At 68.7% G+C, this 17813-nt stretch carries 13 protein-coding genes and 1 pseudogene; 8 read left to right on the top strand and 6 right to left on the bottom strand.

Annotated elements, in window-relative coordinates; genetic code table 11:
- Position 1: 1 nt before the first annotated feature.
- The gene (locus tag ACFU8W_RS03175) at positions 2-160 is read left to right on the top strand and encodes a hypothetical protein (RefSeq protein WP_384031749.1); all 159 of its coding nucleotides are present in this window, start codon (positions 2-4) and stop codon (positions 158-160) included.
- A gap of 99 nt (positions 161-259) precedes the next feature.
- On the opposite strand, the gene ACFU8W_RS03170 is transcribed toward ACFU8W_RS03175, so the two are convergent.
- Positions 260-940 (bottom strand): TetR/AcrR family transcriptional regulator, encoded by a 681-nt coding sequence (locus ACFU8W_RS03170; protein ID WP_384031747.1) that lies wholly within the window; start codon positions 938-940, stop codon positions 260-262.
- A gap of 97 nt (positions 941-1037) precedes the next feature.
- Between ACFU8W_RS03170 and ACFU8W_RS03165 the strand changes: the two genes are divergently transcribed.
- Both ACFU8W_RS03165 and ACFU8W_RS03160 read left to right on the top strand, forming a co-directional pair.
- The gene (locus ACFU8W_RS03165; protein WP_384031745.1) at positions 1038-1601 is read left to right on the top strand and encodes an NAD(P)H-dependent oxidoreductase; all 564 of its coding nucleotides are present in this window, start codon (positions 1038-1040) and stop codon (positions 1599-1601) included.
- 234 nt (positions 1602-1835) lie between these two features.
- Positions 1836-2237: an alpha/beta hydrolase gene (locus ACFU8W_RS03160; protein ID WP_384031743.1), complete on the top strand. Its 402-nt coding sequence runs from the start codon at positions 1836-1838 to the stop codon at positions 2235-2237.
- Here the strand turns inward: ACFU8W_RS03160 and ACFU8W_RS03155 are convergent.
- A complete protein-coding gene (locus ACFU8W_RS03155) occupies positions 2179-3090 on the bottom strand; it encodes an aminoglycoside phosphotransferase family protein (protein ID WP_384031741.1) in 912 nt (303 codons plus the stop codon). The two genes, ACFU8W_RS03160 and ACFU8W_RS03155, sit on opposite strands and share 59 nt — an antisense overlap.
- 354 nt (positions 3091-3444) lie before the next feature.
- Positions 3445-4857, bottom strand: coding sequence for a dihydrolipoyl dehydrogenase (lpdA, locus tag ACFU8W_RS03150; RefSeq protein ID WP_384031739.1), 1413 nt, complete (start codon positions 4855-4857; stop codon positions 3445-3447).
- 606 nt (positions 4858-5463) lie between these two features.
- Here lpdA and ACFU8W_RS03145 point away from each other — a divergent pair.
- The 4 genes from ACFU8W_RS03145 (at position 5464) to ACFU8W_RS03130 (ending at position 11942) form a co-directional block, all read left to right on the top strand.
- Positions 5464-6633 (top strand): hypothetical protein, encoded by a 1170-nt coding sequence (locus ACFU8W_RS03145; RefSeq protein ID WP_384031737.1) that lies wholly within the window; start codon positions 5464-5466, stop codon positions 6631-6633.
- Between the two features lie 151 nt (positions 6634-6784).
- Complete coding sequence (locus ACFU8W_RS03140; protein WP_384031735.1) at positions 6785-9502, top strand: M4 family metallopeptidase; 2718 nt, start codon at positions 6785-6787, stop codon at positions 9500-9502.
- Between the two features lie 196 nt (positions 9503-9698).
- Positions 9699-10178: a MarR family winged helix-turn-helix transcriptional regulator gene (locus tag ACFU8W_RS03135; RefSeq protein ID WP_384031733.1), complete on the top strand. Its 480-nt coding sequence runs from the start codon at positions 9699-9701 to the stop codon at positions 10176-10178.
- Positions 10179-10349: 171 nt separating this feature from the next.
- Entirely contained in the window at positions 10350-11942 is a 1593-nt protein-coding gene (locus ACFU8W_RS03130; protein ID WP_384031731.1) for a DHA2 family efflux MFS transporter permease subunit, read from the top strand.
- Positions 11943-12043: 101 nt separating this feature from the next.
- On the opposite strand, the gene ACFU8W_RS03125 is transcribed toward ACFU8W_RS03130, so the two are convergent.
- The 3 genes from ACFU8W_RS03125 to ACFU8W_RS03115 are packed head-to-tail and all read right to left on the bottom strand — an operon-like array spanning position 12044 to position 14871.
- Positions 12044-13270: a cytochrome P450 gene (locus ACFU8W_RS03125; RefSeq protein ID WP_384031729.1), complete on the bottom strand. Its 1227-nt coding sequence runs from the start codon at positions 13268-13270 to the stop codon at positions 12044-12046.
- A 12-nt stretch (positions 13271-13282) separates the two neighbouring features.
- Complete coding sequence (locus ACFU8W_RS03120; RefSeq protein WP_384031727.1) at positions 13283-14665, bottom strand: NAD(P)/FAD-dependent oxidoreductase; 1383 nt, start codon at positions 14663-14665, stop codon at positions 13283-13285.
- On the bottom strand, positions 14662-14871 hold the full coding sequence (locus ACFU8W_RS03115; protein ID WP_345520321.1) for a ferredoxin: 210 nt from the start codon (positions 14869-14871) through the stop codon (positions 14662-14664). Before ACFU8W_RS03115 ends, ACFU8W_RS03120 begins: the two co-directional genes overlap by 4 nt.
- Before the next feature lie 755 nt (positions 14872-15626).
- Between ACFU8W_RS03115 and tkt the strand changes: the two are divergent.
- Positions 15627-17812 (top strand): annotated as a pseudogene (gene tkt, locus ACFU8W_RS03110) (transketolase).
- Position 17813 lies beyond the last annotated feature (1 nt).

Genomic DNA, 17813 nt, shown 5'->3' with positions numbered 1-17813 from the left:
CATGAACACCGTCTGCAAGGACCGTCCCGACTCGGGTGAACTCGGCGCCTCCGGCCTACGAGGAAACACGTCCTTCCCCCGGACCGACCGCCACGAAGGACTCCTCGGAGACCGAGCTCCGTTCTGGGCCCACGACATGGTCGCCTTCCTGTCGTGGTGACAGACGGCCCGGACAAGCCTCATCATCGTTTCCGCTCAGGATCCGGACGCCGCCACCTGCCACGCCTGATTCCGCCGCCCAACCGCCGAGCCGGAGGACTCAGCGGGGCGGCTCGGTACAGGTGGCGCGGGAGACCAGGTCGATCCAGCCGGCTTCCAGCCGCTCCAGGGGCATCCCGCACTGCTTCGTCAGATGGTGGATCAAGGCAGGGTCGAGATATCCCATCAGCGCCTGGGCGAGCAGGTCACAGTCGGCATCCGGCACAATCTGCCGCAGCAGAATCGTGACGTGCGTGACGAGCGCCCGAAGCGAGGGATGAGCGAGCCGACGAGCCGCTTCCGGTTGCGCTGCCAGTTGCAGGTCCAGCTGCTCGGCCGACCGGCGCATGGCCGCCACGCCGAACGCCCGCAGCCGCTCGACGGGCGGCGCCCCAGGGCCAAGCGGCGGCGGCCCGGCGAGGAAATCGGCCTGCAGTTTCTTCGCGGAGTGGTCCAGCAGCGCCATCAGCAGGCCGGTGCGGTCACCGAAGCGGCGGAAGACGGTCCCCTTGCCCACAGATGCCGCCTCGGCCACCGCTTCCATCGTGACCCCGGCCGCACCGTGTTCCGCGACCAGCCGGCCGGCCGCCTCCAACAGCCGGGCGCGGTTGCGCGCGGCGTCGGCGCGCAGGCACGGTTCGTCCGCACCGGAGCCGACTTCGAGCAACTGCGGCTGGTCTACGGGCTCCTGGTGCTTCGGGAAGGGCGGCAGGGCGCTGGACATGAAGACAGCGTAAAGCATCGGGAAGAAACTGGACCACGGTCCGGTTAGTCTGGTAGGAATCTAAACGGACCTCGGTCCGGATCGTGACCCTAATGTTTCAGACCTTGGAGCTCCTATGTCTGTTCGTATCCTTGCGCTCGTCGGCAGCCTCCGCGCCGGTTCGCACAACCGCCAGCTCGCCGAGGCGGCCGTCAAGCTCGCTCCCCAGGGCGCCGAGGTCGAGCTGTTCGAGGGGCTCGCCGACATCCCCTTCTACAACGAGGACATCGACATCGAGGGCAGCGTCCCGGCCGCCGCGGCCAGGCTGCGCGCGGTCGCGCAGAACGCCGACGCGTTCCTGCTCTTCTCCCCCGAGTACAACGGCACCATCCCGGCCGTCCTGAAGAACGCCATCGACTGGCTGTCCCGCCCGTACGGCGCCGGCGCCTTCGGCGGCAAGCCCGTCGCCGTGGTCGGCACCGCCTTCGGCCAGTACGGCGGCGTGTGGGCGCAGGACGAGGCCCGCAAGGCCGTGGGCATCGCCGGCGGCAAGGTGATCGAGGACGTCAAGCTCTCCATCCCGGGCTCGGTGACCCGTTTCGCCGAGACGCACCCCGTCGACGACGCCGAGGTCGCCGCGCAGCTGACCGAGGTCGTCGCCCGGCTGCGTGGCCACGCGAGCGAGGCCGTGGCCGCCTGATCCCCACCGCGCACCCCGAAGGGGTCCGAGCTGCCACAGCTCGGGCCCCTTTGCGTGTCGTAGGTCCACCTGCTCCGCATCGGACGTCTACCCTCCAGAACCCACCCTCCTGAGGCCGCGGCCGCCCGCGACGACCCGCGCGGCTACTCCAGCGCCGCCCGCGACCGCCGGGCGGCGCTGGCCACTGACCCGGGTGCGTTTTACGGCCCCGCGTTACCCGGTTGTGGTCGCAGAGTGGGGTGCAGGTCACTCAACGTGATCGGCGCGAAGCGGCGGGACATCCCCCGCCGACCGCTGCTCCTGGTGAGCCCGCCGGGACCGGCAACGTTCTCGTGGGACGTCATCGCCGGGTTCACGCCGGCCTCCCTCGATCCGACCCGGCTGAAGATCGCCACGGGGACGCCTGGGCTGGTGTGCTCCGACAACGCCCCGTACTGCCCGAAGGGTGCCGCCGAGGTCTTCGGCCGGCCGCTCGGTTGCGGCATCGACCTGCTGGTGGGCGCAGGGCACGTGGCAGTCCCGGACGGCTATGGGCCCTGGCCGTCGGTACTGGACCGGTGCCTGGATTCCACATCCTTCAAGGGTTGGCCGGCCGTTGACGGTCAGGGCGCTCGGAAGCGAGGACCTCACGAATGACATGGCGGGCGTTGGCGGAAATGATCGGGTTTGTATTGCGGTAGTACGGGAGTTGGATGACGGCCATGGACAGGGCCCAGCCGCGGCCGCGCATCCACGTAGCGTCGTCGACGTCCACGGCGTCCCGGAACACGTCCCTGGCCGAGGACGGCAGCAGGTTCCACGCGGGGATCAGATCGCAGGCGGGGTCGCCCACCCCGACAGTGGCGAAATCAATGACCGCGGTGAGCCTGCCTCGCGCGACGAGCAGGTTGCTCGGCATGAGGTCGGAATGCGCCCACCGGGGTGCTGCGCTCCATGACGGCGCGGCGAGCGCGTCCTGCCAGGCGGCCACGGCAGCGTCGGCGTCGAAGAGTTCGTCACAGTGGCGCAGTTCCTCGATCGCGGCGCGCGTCTCGGCATCGACGGTCGCCAGAGGAGCCCCGCGGTAGGCGCTGGGACCGCCTTCGACGTGGGTGTTTCGCATGGCCCTGATGAACTCGGCCAGATCGCATGCCAGGAGCTCGGGCTCGACGAGGTGGCCCTCGACCGGGTTCTCACCTTCGATCCACCGGTGTACCGACCAGGCCCACGGATATCCCTCGGCGGGTTCTCCCGTGGCGACCACGGTCGGAACAGCGACGGGCAGAGCGGGCGCGAGCGTGGGCAGCCACCGTTGCTCCCGCTCCAGATCCTCGACGCCTCCCTCCCTGAGGGGAAGCCGGACGGACAGCGTGTCACCGAGCCGGTACACCGCATTGACGGTACCCCCGGAGGCGAGCCGCTCGACCGGCAGATCCGCCCACTGCGGAAACCGCCCGCTGACGAGCCTCCTGACGAGGTCTGCGTCGGTGTCCGTCTCATCAGCATGCATCTTGACCATCCGTCAAAGAAATCTCCCGGGTGCTCCAACCGTCAACTGATTTCGCCCTCGCGACGCGCGTCGCCGGGCGCTGAGCCATGCCCATCCCTTCGCCTCACCCCCGCGATCTCCGCCTGAACGGGTGATGGACCAATCCGCCGGTCGGTCGGCTCCGAATGACGGGCGTGACGATCTTCGGTACCACTCCCGACTCGTGGCGCGGCCGCCGCGCTCGCTGACGGTTGCCGAGCTCGTATCGGCCACCGTCGGACCCGAGGCAGGCTCGGTATCCGGGGCGGCTTCATGGCCTGCCCCGGCCCCCGGGGCCGGGGCAGGCGGAGTCCGGGGGCACCGTGTGGCGCACCGTCACATGTTGATCATGTGCCCGGCGAGCCCGTGTACGGCCTCCTTGACCGCCTCACCGAGTGTCGGATGGGCGTGGACATTGCGGGCCACCTCATGGACCGTCAGGTCCCACTGCTGGGCCAAGGTGAGCTCGGGCAGCAGTTCGGTGACGTCCGGGCCGACGAGGTGGCCACCGATGATCTCGCCGTACTTCGCGTCGCTGATCAGCTTCACGAAGCCCGTCATGTCGCCCAGGCCGTGCGCCTTGCCGTTCGCGGTGAAGGGGAACTTGGCCACCCTGACGTCGAAGCCCTTCTCGCGTGCCTGAGCCTCGGTCCAGCCGAAGCTCGCGATCTGCGGCTGGCAGTAGGTGGCACGCGGGATCATCGGGTAGTCGAGCTCCATGGTCTCGGCTCCCGCGATGGTCTCGGCCGCCACCACACCCATCGCCTCGGCGGCGTGCGCGAGCATCAGCTTCGCGGTGACGTCGCCGATCGCATAGATGTGCGGAACGGATGTGCGGCAGCGGCCGTCGACATCGATCGCGCCGCGCTCGGTGATGCGTACGCCCGTGCTCTCCAGACCGTAGTCGGTGACGTTCGGTGTGAAGCCGATCGCCTGCAGAACCTTGTCGGCCTCCAGAACCTGCTGCACGCCGTCCTTGCCGGTGACCGTGACGCGGACCTGCGGGCCGGACTCGTCGATCGAATCGACACGGGTGGAGGTGAGCACATCGATGCCCAACTTCCTGTACTGCCGCGCCAGTTCCGCAGAGACGTCCGCGTCCTCCAGCGGCGCCATCCGGTCCAGGAACTCAACGACGGTGACCTTCACGCCGTAGTTGTGCAGGACATACGCGAATTCGACGCCGATGGCGCCGGCGCCCGCGATCAGGATGGACTGCGGCAGGTCCTCGGCAAGGATCTGCTCTTCGTACGTCACCACGCGAGCGGTGCGGCGGGTCCCGGGCAGCAGCTTCGGAGTCGCTCCGGCGGCGATGATGCAGTGGTCGAAGGTGATCGTCCGGGTCGAGCCGTCGAATTGGGCCACGTCGAGCGTGTGCGAGTCCACAAACGCGCCACGGCCGCTGATCTCCGTGATCCCGTTCTTCTTCATCAGGTAGTGGACGCCCTTGACCCGGCCGTCCGCGACACGACGACTGCGCCGGAACGCCTCGCCGTAGTCGAAGGACACCTCCCCTTCGACCTTGATACCGAAGGTCTTCGCCTCGCGCGTGACGATGTGCGCCAGTTCGGCGTTGCGCAGCAAGGCCTTGGTGGGAATGCAACCGACGTTCAGACAGACGCCGCCCCAGTATTTGGCCTCGACGACGGCGACGCGCTTGCCCAGCTGGGCAGCGCGAATGGCGGCGACATATCCGCCTGGGCCCGCTCCGAGTACGACGACGTCGAAGCGCTCACCCTGCTCATCCATGGAAATTTCCTTTCTGATGGGATCGGCCCGGCCTCCGTTGAGAGCCGACTCATCCTGGTCGAACAGCCTGTGAGCCCGGCTCGGCGGCTGTGGTTTCCGACACCCGTCCGCGGCAGGAATCACCCGGAAGGCAATGCGGACGATCGCTCGGCAGGTCACCTCGTCGACCGCCTTTCCGTCTCCAGCAGCATCCTCCATCAGCCCCCAGGGCGCGCTCCGGCCTGCACGCCGCTCTCCCGAGCCGACCTCTTCGGCCCTTCCCTCGGTCGGCTTCCGAAGCCTCCGCGGCAGGGTCACGGTTGTCCGTATCCGGCTTCGGCTCAGGTGCTGACTCATGGCTCGATCGCGACGAGTCCGCGGCGCACGATGGCCCCTGCCCACGCCATCGCCCTGGCTCGGCAGGTTCTGCGTACACCGACACGGCCGGCCCGCGGCATGTGGTGCTGTCCTGCACCACCGCCCGCAGCCGACCGCCCCGAATGGCCTCGTATCGCGCACGGAGTCAGCCGGATAGTGTGATCGCCGGGCGGCGGCGGTAGGACGACAAGGGACGGGGACAGTGGCCGAAGGTGCGGCAGGGACCGGGGCACTTTGGTGTCGCGGCGTGTGTCCATTGCGGGCGTCCGGTGTCTCCCGGCGCCACTGCGTCGAAGGACGGCACTGAGCGCCGACGGCCCTCGCCCGTCGGACGGCGCTCCCGTCGCGCCGGATGCGGCAGAGGCCTCCCTGCTCACGTTCCTCGGTCTGGAGCCGTTGGAGGACGCCGTGTACCGGCTCCTCGTCGACCGGCCCGACAGTGAACCCGCCGCGCTCGCGGGCGAGTCGACCGGGCGTGTCGAGGAGGTCGCGCGCGCCCTCGACGTCCTGGTGGAACGGGGTCTCGCCAGCACCCAACCCGTCGGCGACGCCGTCCTCCGGTACCGGGCCTCCTCCCCCGTGCTCTCTCTCGGGCCGCTGCTGGAATCCCGGCGGGCGGCCTTGCACCGCGTCGAGTCGCTCGTGACAACCCTTGCCGAACGTCACCGTTCCGCCCAGGCCCACGCCTCGGGAGCGCCCATCGAGGTGCTGTCGGGGGCGGCTGCGATCCGGCGCAGGCTCCTGCTGATGCAGGATCAGGCCACCATCGAGGTATGCAGCATGATTCCGCTGCACGATTACCACGCGGTGATCACTTTCGAGGACAACCACGACGAGATCGAGCACGTGCTGATGCGGCGCGGGATCGCCATCCGGGGCGTCATCGATCGCGACTGGCTCGAACGTCCCAAAACAGCGGCGACCATAGCCACCTATGCAGCCCAGGGCCAGTACATCTCCGTCGTCGACAAACTGCCCATCAAGCTGATCATCGTCGACCGGCGGATCGCCCTGCTGCCGCTCGCCCCCGGCCACGAAGGCACCGACCCGGTCGCACTGGTCGTGCACGGTACCGGACTGCTCACCGCGCTCAGTTCGCTCTTCGAAACGTATTTCGAGAGGGGTTGGCGCCTGCTTCCCTCCGACACGGATCCCAGAGACGGGCACACCGACGGAGCCGAACTCGACGCCGTGGACCGCCAGATCGTCTCCCTGTTGTACGTGGGACTGACCGACGCGGCCATCGCCCGTCAGCTCGGCATGGGGCACCGTACCGTCCAGCGCCGCCTGCAGTCCCTCATGGTCAAGGTGGGGGCAGCCACGCGTTTCCAGCTCGGCTGGCACGCGGCGTGCAGCGGCTGGCTGGACGAGACGGACTCGCAAATCCCTCCGAACCGGAGTGAAAACAACGCCATGTGAGGCGTATTTACGCCGCGGCGTGTTCACGCCAGAGACATCTCTTGTACGCGCCACCGACCGTGCCCAAACATCTAGGCACCGACCGCGTGGGGCTCCCGTACCTCACGCAATTGAGCGATTTCACCCATCAGCGCGATAGGGGAGGATTCACGTGTTCCCGACACGTCACAGAGGGCTCCGCCATGTCCTGGCCGCCGCAGTGGTCGTCGCGGCCACCGGCTCGACGCTGCTCACGTCACCGGCCTGGGCCGACGAGGAAGCACCGCCGGCCACCACCGTGACCGGCGACCGGGTGCCCGTCGCGCCCGCCATGACTCAGCGTCTCGACGACACCGTCCGTGAAGGCACTCCGGCCCAAGCCGCACGGGCGCACCTGAAGGCCCACGAGGGCACCTACAAGGTTCCGGTCACGGACCTCCAGACCCTGAGCACCAGCAAGGACGGCAAGCAGTCGTCCGTCCGCTTCCAGCAGAAGCACAACGGGGTGCCGGTCTTCGGCGCCGAATACGCCGTGCAGACCGAGGCGGCCGACGGCGGTCAGAGCGTCACCTCCACCACAGGCACCCTGTACACGGACCTGTCGGTCTCCACCACGCCGAGCGTGTCCGAGGCCGCCGCCGAGAAGCGGATGTTCTCCCTCGACCGGAATCTGTCGCGGGTCAAGGGCGCCAAGACCGAGGGCCACGGCCTGATCGTCCTGCCGGACGCCCGAGGCGGCAAACTTGCCTGGCACTTCACCGTCACGGGCGGCGAGGCCGACGGCAGCCCGGTGCGCCAGGAGGTGTACGTCGACGCGAACATCGGCGGCATCGCCCTCTCTTACAACAACATCGACGCCGCGGACGCCACGCCGGCCAAGGGCACGGGCGTGCGCGTGGACGGCTCCGAGGCGGAGCTGGACATCAACAAGGAGACGGGCGGGTCGTACACGCTCGTCGACTCCACCCGGGACATGTACGCGCGGACCGGCGGCCAGATACGAACCTACGACGCCCAGCGCAAGAGCTACACGCTCGTGGCGGGCGGCCCGGTCACCGAGGATGTTCCCCTGGCGACCTCCGCGAGCGACCGGTTCGACGCCACCAACACGTCGTCCGGCGCCGTCGACGCACACCTGAATGCCTCGAAGGTCTACGAATATCTCAAGGACAAGCTCGGCCGTGACGGCGTCGACGGCAAGGGCGGCACGATCTACTCCGTCGTCAACGTGGCGAGCAACGGCAAGGACTACGCCAACGCCTTCTGGGACGGCTCCAAGATGGTCTACGGCCACATGAACGGCGTGCCGCTGTCCGTCGGCCTGGACGTGGTCGGGCACGAGATGACCCACGGCGTCACCGAGCACACCGCCGGCCTCGTCTACCTGAACCAGTCGGGCGCGCTCAACGAGGCGATCTCCGACTACTTCGGCAATGCCATGGAAACCGCCGACAAGGGCATCGCGATGAGCGACCCGACGTCCGGCCTCATCGGCGAGTACCTCTGCAACGGCACCAAGCCGCTGGAGGAGTGTGCGCTGCGCGACCTCAACGACGGCCGCAACGCGCAGAAGGACTACGAGCCCATCACGCTCGACATCGACAACGGCGGTGTGCACTACAACTCCACCATCGTCGGTGGCGCGCTGTGGGACATCCGCAAGAACATCGACGCGAACCTCGCCGACCGGATCATTTACCGGGCGAGCCAGAACTATCTCACCCCGCTGTCCGGCTACACCGACATGCGCAATGCGGTCACCCTGGCCGCGAAGTCCCTGAAGGTCTCCGCTGCCGACCTCGACGCCATCGGCCGGGCCTTCGACGGCCACGGCATCGAGGAGGGATGGGAGCAGAAGGCCGGCACCCATGACGGCACCACCATCGGCGCCGACGTCCTGCCTGCCTACGAGGTGTACAGCGGCGTCGACGAGCAGGCCACGCAGATCAGCGGCGACGTCTACGCCATCGGCCACGGCGACGCGATCGCCTGGGACCAGGGTGGCGCCGCCTTCGGCATCACGGTTGGCCGGTTCAGCAAGCAGAACGGCGATTCCGCGCACGAGCTGGCCCAGCAGAACGCCTACCTGCTCGACCCGTCCCTCGACAGCGACCGCGTCGTCTTCACCCGGATCACCGCCGATGGCGTCGGCATCTACCAGGCCGGCGACAAGGGCCAGGGCGAGATCAAGAAGCTGGTCGACACCCCGGACACCGACGAGACCGAGCCGGTCACCGAGAACGGCGCCCTCGCCTACATCAGCACCACGCCGGACGGCGAGCAGGACGTCATGCTCCGCAAGGCCGACGGCACGACGGTCAACGTGACGCCCGAGGTCGGAACCCAGGCCTCCCACCTGGCCATGAAGAACGGAACCATCGCCTGGGCCGGCGGTGACGGCACGTACCTCCACCTCTACGACATCGCCACCGGCACCACGCAGAAGAAGCGGATCGGCGGCTTCCTGTTCAACTACATCTCGGACATCCAGCTCACCTCGGACCGCGTCTTCTACCGCGTGACGAACGGCTTCCTGATCCCGAGCACCACGCTGGGCTCGACGCCGGTCAACGACGTGAACCAGATGGCGAACCTGCGCTACCCGTCGAGCCTCTACGTCGCCCAGTTCTCCGTGAACGACAACTACCTGGCGTACTCGACGTACAGCCTCTGGGGCGCCCTCGGCGCCTGGGACGGTCCCACCAAGGTGAAGGTCGCCAAGACCTCCGACGTGCTGGCCGGTCTGAACAACTTCAGCCGCGTCTCCTGCTCCTCCGGCTCACAGCTGGCCCCGTCGCTCGGTGACGGACAGCGGATCGCCTGGCTGGACACCACGGCCGCGGCGACGGACGTGGTGACGCGCGAGACGTTCGCGGGCACCTGCGAGTAACATCCGTCAACTCGCCGGAGGCGGTCACCGGATCTTCCGGTGGCCGCCTCTTCGCGTACAGGTGTCGGCCCGCAGCCTCACGGGACCCCATGCTCGTGATCAACCTGGCAGCAGCACAACCGGAGTACGAACGACACAGCTGCCGGACCAGATACCTCCTTTGACATACCTATGACACCAGACCTAATATCGCGGCATGCCCGATTCCCGCACGCCCGCTCAGGACATCGACCGCGTAGCCTCCGCGCTCGCGGCGTGCCTGCCTGCGCTGAATCGGTCCCTCGATCGCCGGGTCGCCCGGGATTTCCCGAAACCCAAGCCACCTGAGGGTCAGCTCGCGCTGCTGCGGTTCGTCTCGCAGCAGGAGGGCGCCACGGTGCGCGAAGCCGCCGACGCCCTTCTGATGCGGCCGAACAACGTCAGCGCCCTGGTCTCCCAGCTCACCGAGAAGGGGCTGCTGGAGCGCCGGCGGGACGCCGGCGACATGCGCATCGCGCATCTGTATCCCACGTCGAGGGCGCGACGGGAGCTGGCCGAAGTCCGGCGCCTCGAGGGTGAGCACATCTCCCGCGCCCTGCAGTCCCTCACCGACGGTGAGATGGACGCCCTGGGTTCGGCAGTGGGCGCGTTGAATTCGCTGGCGCGACACCTGCATCCCGCGCCCGCGCCCGAATAGATCCCGCAGTCCCCCGCCCGGGACGCGACCCACCGCGCGCACGACTGTCTCTGTGCCCGCGGAGCCTTCCCCTGCCCGGAGACGGAACGCTCCGGCCGCCCGCGGCGGCCGGGGCGCAGCGCGTTCTCCCATCCTTGCTCCGGCACCACTCTCGACAGACAAGGCACTTCCATGCCGTCCACCACCATGGATCACTCGTCCCAGCCCGCTCACTCCCCGCCCCAGGCGGTGATTGAGCGGGGGCGTCGCTCCAGCCCCTGGCTGACGCTCCTGGCGGTCGCCTTCGGCCTCTTCATGGTCCAGCTCGACGCCTCCGTGGTCGCCATCGCCAACCCGGAGATCGGCCGCGCGCTCGAGGCGTCCACCGCGGACCTCCAGTGGGTCACCAACGCCTACCTGCTCGCTCTGGCGGCTTCCCTGATCCTGGGCGGCAAGCTCGGCGACCGCTTCGGCCGGCGCACCTACTACATGGTGGGCGTCGTCGGGTTCACTCTCGCCTCGGTCGCCATCGGTCTGTCGGGCTCCATCGACGGCGTCATCGTCTTCCGGGCGGCACAGGGCTTCTTCGGGGGTCTGCTGATGCCCAACACCCTGGGCCTGCTGCGCGCCGTCTTCCCCCCGCGTAAGTTCGGCATGGCCGTGGGCATATGGGCCATGGTCTCGGCCGTCTCCACGGCGCTCGGTCCCATCGTCGGCGGTCTGCTGGTCGAGAACGTCAGCTGGGAGTCCGTCTTCTACGTCAACGCCCCCATCGGCGTGATCGCGATCCTCGTCAGCGCGGCCGTGCTGCCGCAGAGCAAGAACTCCAGCGCCAGCCATCGCTTCGACGTCCCCGGCGTCATCCTTCTCGCACTGGGCCTGCTGTGCATGGTCTTCGGCGTCGTCAAGGGCGAGACCTGGGGCTGGACTTCCGTCGGCACCCTGGGCGTCGTCGCAGTCGGCGTGCTGATCCTGGTGGGCTTCGGCTGGTACGAAACCCGCGTCGAGCACCCGCTGCTTCCGATGCGCCTGTTCCGCATCCGGGCGCTGACCGTCGGCACCATCGTCACCGCGCTCAACTTCTTCGTGATGCTCGGTGTGATCTTCTTCGTGATGCTCTACCTCCAGAACGTGCGCGGCTTCTCGCCCGTGGAGGCCGGAGTGCGAACGCTGCCTCTCAGCCTTGCCTCGTTGGTGGCGTCCCCTCTGGGGGCAGCGCTGACAGGCCGCTTCGGCTCCCGGCTCTCCATGCCGCTGGGCATGGTGCTCCAGGCCGTCGCGACCTTCTCCATGCTGACCTGGGACACCGGCTCGTCGTACGCCACGATGTGGCCGCCGTTCATCGCGCTCGGCCTGGGCGTCGGCACGGTCCTGTCCGCCTCCTCGGACGCCGTCGTCGGTCAGGCCCCCGTCAAGGAAGGCGGCGTGGCGGGCGGCCTCCAGGCCACCGCTCTGCAGATCGGCGGCGCGCTGGGCACCTCGGTGCTGGTCTCGCTCATCAGCAGCCGGGTCGGCGCCACGCTCGTCGGCGAGCTGACCGACGCCGGGGTTCCCCCGGCCGTCGCGGGCGGGCTGGCAGATGCCAAGGACGCGGTGGCCATGGGCATCGCCCCGGTTTCCGGTTCCATGTCCGACCAGTTGAAGTCGGCTGTGGTGGAGGGCAGCAGTCAGGCGTTCATGAACGGTATGCACACCGCCGCTGCCGTCACCGGCGTCCTCTGCCTGCTGGGAGCCGTCATGGCGACGCTGGGGTTGCGCGGCACCTCCCGGCCCATGCAGGGCTGAGACCCGGCGCTTCGCCAAAAGCACACGGAAAGGTGCCCGCCGACGCGGTGGGCACCTTCGGGGGTCCGCACATCGATGTCCGGCCGGGCACGACCGCGGGCCTACGCTCCCGCGGCGCGCTCGATCAGGAGATGGCGGGGACCTCTCAGCACCGGGCTGCGCCGGTACGGAGGCGGGTCCTCGACCAGACGGGGGTCGACGAGGTGGCGGAGGAGCGCGTCGAGCGCGATCTGCGCCTCGACACGGGCGAGCGGGGCGCCGAAGCAGTTGTGAATGCCGCTGCCGAAGCCGAAGTGCTGATTGTCCTCGCGCATCGGGTCGAAACGGTCGGGGTCATGGAATCTCAGGGGGTCCCGGTTACCGGAAGCCAGCACGAGGATCAGGGGTGCGCCCTTGGGGACGGTGATGCCCGCGACGTCGATATCGGTGAGCGGTGAGCGCTGTGGCAGAAAGTGAACGGGGGGCTCGTAACGCAGCAGTTCCTCCACCGCCCTCGGAAGGAGTTCGGGCGCGGCGCGCAGCTGCTCCAGGATGTCGGGGTGGCGCAGCAGTGTGAGCATGCCGTTGGTGATCAGGTTGACGGTCGTCTCGTGACCGGCGATGAGCAGCAGTACCGCTGTGGCCATCAGTTCCGGATGTGTGAGGCGCCCTTCGGGTCCTTCGTCATTGGCAAGGGCGGAGAGCATGTCCCCGGTCGGGTGGCCGCGCCGCTCTTCGGCGAGTCCGCCCAGATAGTGCGCCATCGCCATCCGTGCCTCCTGAGCCGAACGCCGACGCTGCTCCGGGTCCTCCCCGGGCGTGGGGTCGAAACCGGCGATGATCGCGTTCGTCCAGGCGCGGACACGGGGCACATCCTCCTGGGGCACGCCCAGGAGCCGGCAGATCACGGTGACGGGGAGCGGGTAGGCGAAGTCGTCGACGAGGTCGATCCGGTCCTTGTCATGGAACGCGTGGATCAATTCCTCGGCGATCCGGGTGATGTCGCCGTGCAGGGCGTCGATCCGTCCCGGGGAGTGCGGCGGGCCGAAGGGGCGCATGGCCAGGCGGCGGAGCCGGTCGTGTTCGGGGTCGTCGACACCGATGAAGGACGGCGGCAGTTCGTCCGACCTGGCCAGAGCGGCGTCCGGGTCCGGCTCCATTCGGTTACGGAGGTCCGAGCTGACCCGTGGGTCATGAAGCAGGGCGGCGATCTCATGGTAGGTGCCCACGAGGTAGCTGCCGTTGTCCTGCCGCACCACCCCGCTCTCGCGCAGTTCCGCGTAGAGCGGATACGGGTCGGCGCGGTTCGCGTAATCGGTGATGCGCTCAAAGAGGGTGTCCGGGGGCATGCGTGGGGCTCCTCATCGACAGTGGGCGGCGGTCGGGGGCGGTTCGTGCCGCACCAGAGTCAGGTGCCTGTCCGGCAGATGACCGGTGAGAGCCACAGTCGGGCCGTGCGAGAGCAGCTGTGGGGACGGCACGTCGGAGGGGACGGGATCGAACGCCCCGGGCCGGTCGGCGGCACCGGGCGCGGGAGGAAACGGTGCCGCCGTCTCGATGAGGTACTGGTAGTGCTCCAGCCACTTGGCGCGGTTCACACTGACCGCCGCGGTGATGCGTCCCCGGTAGCCGTAGACGGCGACGAAGCGCCCCTCGCGCAGCGAGCCCTGGGCGATGACCACGTGGTCGGAGAAGGTCGGTACGCCCACGGACTTGATGTTCAGTCCGAACTGGCTGGACCAGAAGGCGGGCACGGTCAGGTGGGGCCGCCTGCGTGGCCCCGGGCTGATCATGTTGTGGGCCGCCACCTCGGCCTGCGCAACCGCATTGCCCCAGTGTTCGAGGGACAGCATCTGATACTCGAAGAGCGGGTGCGGGAAGCGTGCCACATCTCCGGCGACGAAGACATCGTCGGTGACGATCCCGTACATGTCGAAGGCTCGGCACCCCGCGTCGCACGCGACGCCGCGGGGGCCGGCGGCCAGACCTGATCCGTCAAGCCATTCGGTGTTGCGGACGGCGCCCAGCGCGACCACGGCGACATCGGCGTCGATCCGGCCGCCGTCGGAGAATTCGGCGCCGGTGAGCCGGCCGTTGCGGCCCTTCAGCGCGGTGACGGTCACACCGCAGCGCAGGTCGACGCCGTGCGCGCGTTGCAGCTTCCCGGCATAGGTGCCGAGTGTCCCGCCCAACGCACCGACGAGGGGCGAAGGTCCGCGTTCGGCGACCGTTACGTCGAGACCGAGCTCCCGGCAGGCGGAGGCGATCTCAGAACCGATGAATCCGGCGCCGATCACCAGCACCCGGCGCGGTCCGGCGTCGAGGCGTTCGGCGAGGCGGGCCGCATCGTCGTTCGTACGCAGGGTGAGTACGCCGTCCAGGCGGGCTTCGTCGGCGTTCGGCCAGGGTCGGGCCCGGGTTCCGGTGGCGATCAGCAGCCGGTCGTAGGCGAGCTGTTCGCCGTCGGCGAGCATCACCCGCTTCTCGATCGGATCGACCCCGACGGCACGTGCACCGAGCTTCCACCGGGCGTCCACCGCACTGCGGCTCGGCAGTGCGACGTCCTGCGCGCGCACCCGCCCGAGCAGCACCTGCTTGGACAGCGGTGGTCTGTCGTACGGGGGGTGCGGCTCCTCCCCGACCAGGGTCAGCGATCCGGCGAAGCCTTCCTCGCGCAGCGACTCGGCGGCGCGCAGACCGGCCAGCGACGCACCGACGACGACGATCCGGCCCTCGCCGATCACGAGGCGCCGAGGCCGGCCGGCTCACCGACCAGGATGGCCTGTACCGGACAGGCCGCCTCCGCGCGTCGGACGCGCTCACGTTGATCGTCGGGCACGCTCGGCCTGAACATCAAGGACTCCTCGCCATGCAGTTCGAACACCTGGGGGGCGAGAAACACACATTGCGCGTAACCCTGGCACCGATTGAGGTCGACAACGATCTGCATTTCGGTCCACTCCTCCGTGCCACCGTTATCTCTGTCCTATTACCTGCCGGAGTGCGACGCCAACGGTGCTGAGCCATGCGGGTGCGCGCCGGCCGAAGGAGCAGGGAAGGCAGTGGCTGCAGCAGACCGTGCGTCAGGGAAGCACCGGTCCGATGCGCCCACGGCGCGCGATGACAATGCGTCCCCGCAAGCCTTCCGTCGGCCGGCGCCCCGGTGCCCGAGCGATTCGTCGGCCCAGCCCATCGGTTCGCCGGCATTCCGCCGGGAGCCGTTCGTCAACGGCATGTCGCGGCATTCAGTCACGGCAATGCCTGTTGATAATGACGCGTCACGGCAGAGCGGCGATGGGAGCCCGATGCTGGGCCGACGACTGCGCATCGGACTACTGGTGCCCCTGCTCGGAGCAGTGAGCGCATGCGGCCGTACCGGCGAGCACAGCGAGGATGCTTCAGCCCGCGTCAGAGGGTTCGAGTGGCTCCTGCCGCCTGGGGCACGCGTACGGCCCTGGGCGCCGCCGCGGCTCACCGGAGTCCGAGCCCGCGGGCGCGGTGCATCGGTCGACCGGCGTCGAAGGCCGGCTGCCCCTCCCTCTCGTCCGGGGCCATCAGAAATCCCACCGCCCGACGACCGCCTCCGGTGAAAGCACCGAGCGGGGCCTTTCCCTACCCGTACGCGCGGATACGCAGGCCGGCGCTGTGGCGCCGGGCAAACCGAGGCACCCAAGAGGTCGTCGAAGCAACCAGAAAGGCAATGCCATGGACGAGCAACAGGCAGCCACCGGAATGATTGCGGGTCGTGATGCAAAGCTCGCACTTCCGGTCGCGGACACGGTGGGCTGGGGTCCGCTGGATGTACGAGCGGTGGACACCGTGCGCGTTCTGGCCGCTGACGCGGTCCAGAAGGTGGGAAACGGTCATCCGGGAACCGCGATGAGCCTGGCCCCGCTGGCCTATCTGCTGTTCCAGCAGGTGATGCGCCACGACCCCGCCGATGACCAATGGCTGGGACGCGATCGATTCGTGCTCTCCTGCGGGCACTCAAGTCTCACTCTCTACATCCAGTTGTACCTCAGCGGGTACGGACTGGAGCTGCAGGATCTCAAGCAGCTCCGCACCTGGGGCTCCGCAACGCCGGGGCATCCGGAATACCGCCACAGCCGGGGCGTGGAGGTCACCACGGGCCCCCTGGGCCAGGGGCTGGCCGCCGCGGTGGGGATGGCGCTGGCGGCACGGCGCGAGCGCGGGTTGCTGGATCCCGACGCCCCGCCGGGTGAGAGCCCATTCGACCATCACGTGTACGTCGTCGCCTCGGACGGCGACCTCATGGAAGGAGTCACATCGGAGGCGAGTTCGCTCGCCGGTCACCAGGAACTGGGCAACCTGGTCGTCCTCTACGACTCCAACCACATCTCGATCGAGGACGACACCGAGATCTCGTTCAGCGAGGATGTCGCCGCGCGCTACTCCGCGTACGGATGGCAGGTGCAGACTGTCGACTTCACGCACACGGGCTCCTATGTCGAGGACGTCGACGCCCTCGCTGCGGCGATCACGACCGCCAAGCAGGACACTTCGCGGCCGTCCATGATCGTGCTGCGTACGGTCATCGGCTGGCCCGCCCCCACGAAGCAGAACACCGGCAAGGCCCATGGCTCAGCGCTCGGTGACCAAGAAGTCGCCGCCACCAAGGCCTTGCTGGGCTTCGACCCGGGTCGAAGCTTCGTCGTGGAGGACGAAGTCCTGGCCCACGTCAGGAAGGTGCGGGAGCGGGGCGCTGCTGCGCGTCGCCAGTGGGAGAGCGTGTATGAGAAGTGGCGCGCCGCCCAGCCTGACCGGGCCGCGCTGCTCGACCGGTTGCGCGACCGGCGTCTGCCCGATGGCTGGGCCGACAAGCTGCCGACTTTCCCCGCCGACCCTGCCGGAATGGCCACGCGCAAGGCATCCGGCGAGGTGCTGACGGCGCTGGCGCCCGTCCTGCCCGAACTGTGGGGTGGATCCGCCGACCTTGCGGGGAGCAACAACACCACGATGAAGGGGGAACCCTCCTTCATCCCGGTCGGCAAGCAAACGGCCGAGTGGAAGGGCAATGCCTACGGGCGGACGTTGCACTTCGGCATCCGTGAGCACGCCATGGCCGCAATCCTCAACGGCATCGCGCTGCAGAGTCTGACACGTCCCTACGGCGGCACATTCCTCGTCTTCAGCGACTACATGCGTCCGGCTGTCCGTCTGGCAGCGCTCATGCGGCTCCCGGCCACCTACGTCTGGACGCACGACTCCATCGGGTTGGGCGAGGACGGGCCCACCCACCAGCCCGTCGAGCACCTGGCCGCGCTACGGGCGATCCCTGGCCTCGACGTCGTACGGCCGGCTGATGCGAACGAGACCACTGTCTGCTGGCGCACCATCATCGAGCATCAGGACAGGCCGGCCGGTCTCGTGCTCACCCGGCAGCCGCTGCCCGTCCTGGAACGGGGCACCGACACGCATGCCCCGGCCGAGGAAGCGGCCCGCGGCGCGTACGTCCTCGTGGACCGTGCCGACGGGCAGCCCGACGTCGTCCTCGTCGCGACCGGCTCGGAAGTGCACATCGCCCTGCAGGCGCGTGATCTGCTGGTCGCCGAAGGGTACGAGGCACGCGTGGTGTCCATGCCGTGCCGGGAATGGTTCCATGCTCAGCCCGTTTCCTATCAGAACGCGGTACTGCCGCCCGCTGTGCGGGCCCGGGTGAGCGTCGAGGCGGCCGTCGGTCAGGGCTGGCGCGACATCGTGGGCGACGCGGGCCGCATCGTCAGTCTGGAGCACTTCGGCGCCTCCGCCGACTATCGGCGTCTCTACCAGGAATTCGACATCACGCCTCAAGCGGTGGTTGCTGCAGCCCTCAGCAGCATCCGTGCGGCCTCCGCGGCACGGTGAATGCCAGTGGAGAGCGGCACGCCTAGG

This window comes from Streptomyces sp. NPDC057565 (assembly GCF_042801455.1).
GTDB classification, from domain to species: Bacteria; Actinomycetota; Actinomycetes; order Streptomycetales; family Streptomycetaceae; genus Streptomyces; species Streptomyces yanii.
The sequence above is the reverse complement of the archived record's forward strand: the minus strand, read 5'-3'. Positions and strand labels throughout refer to the sequence as shown.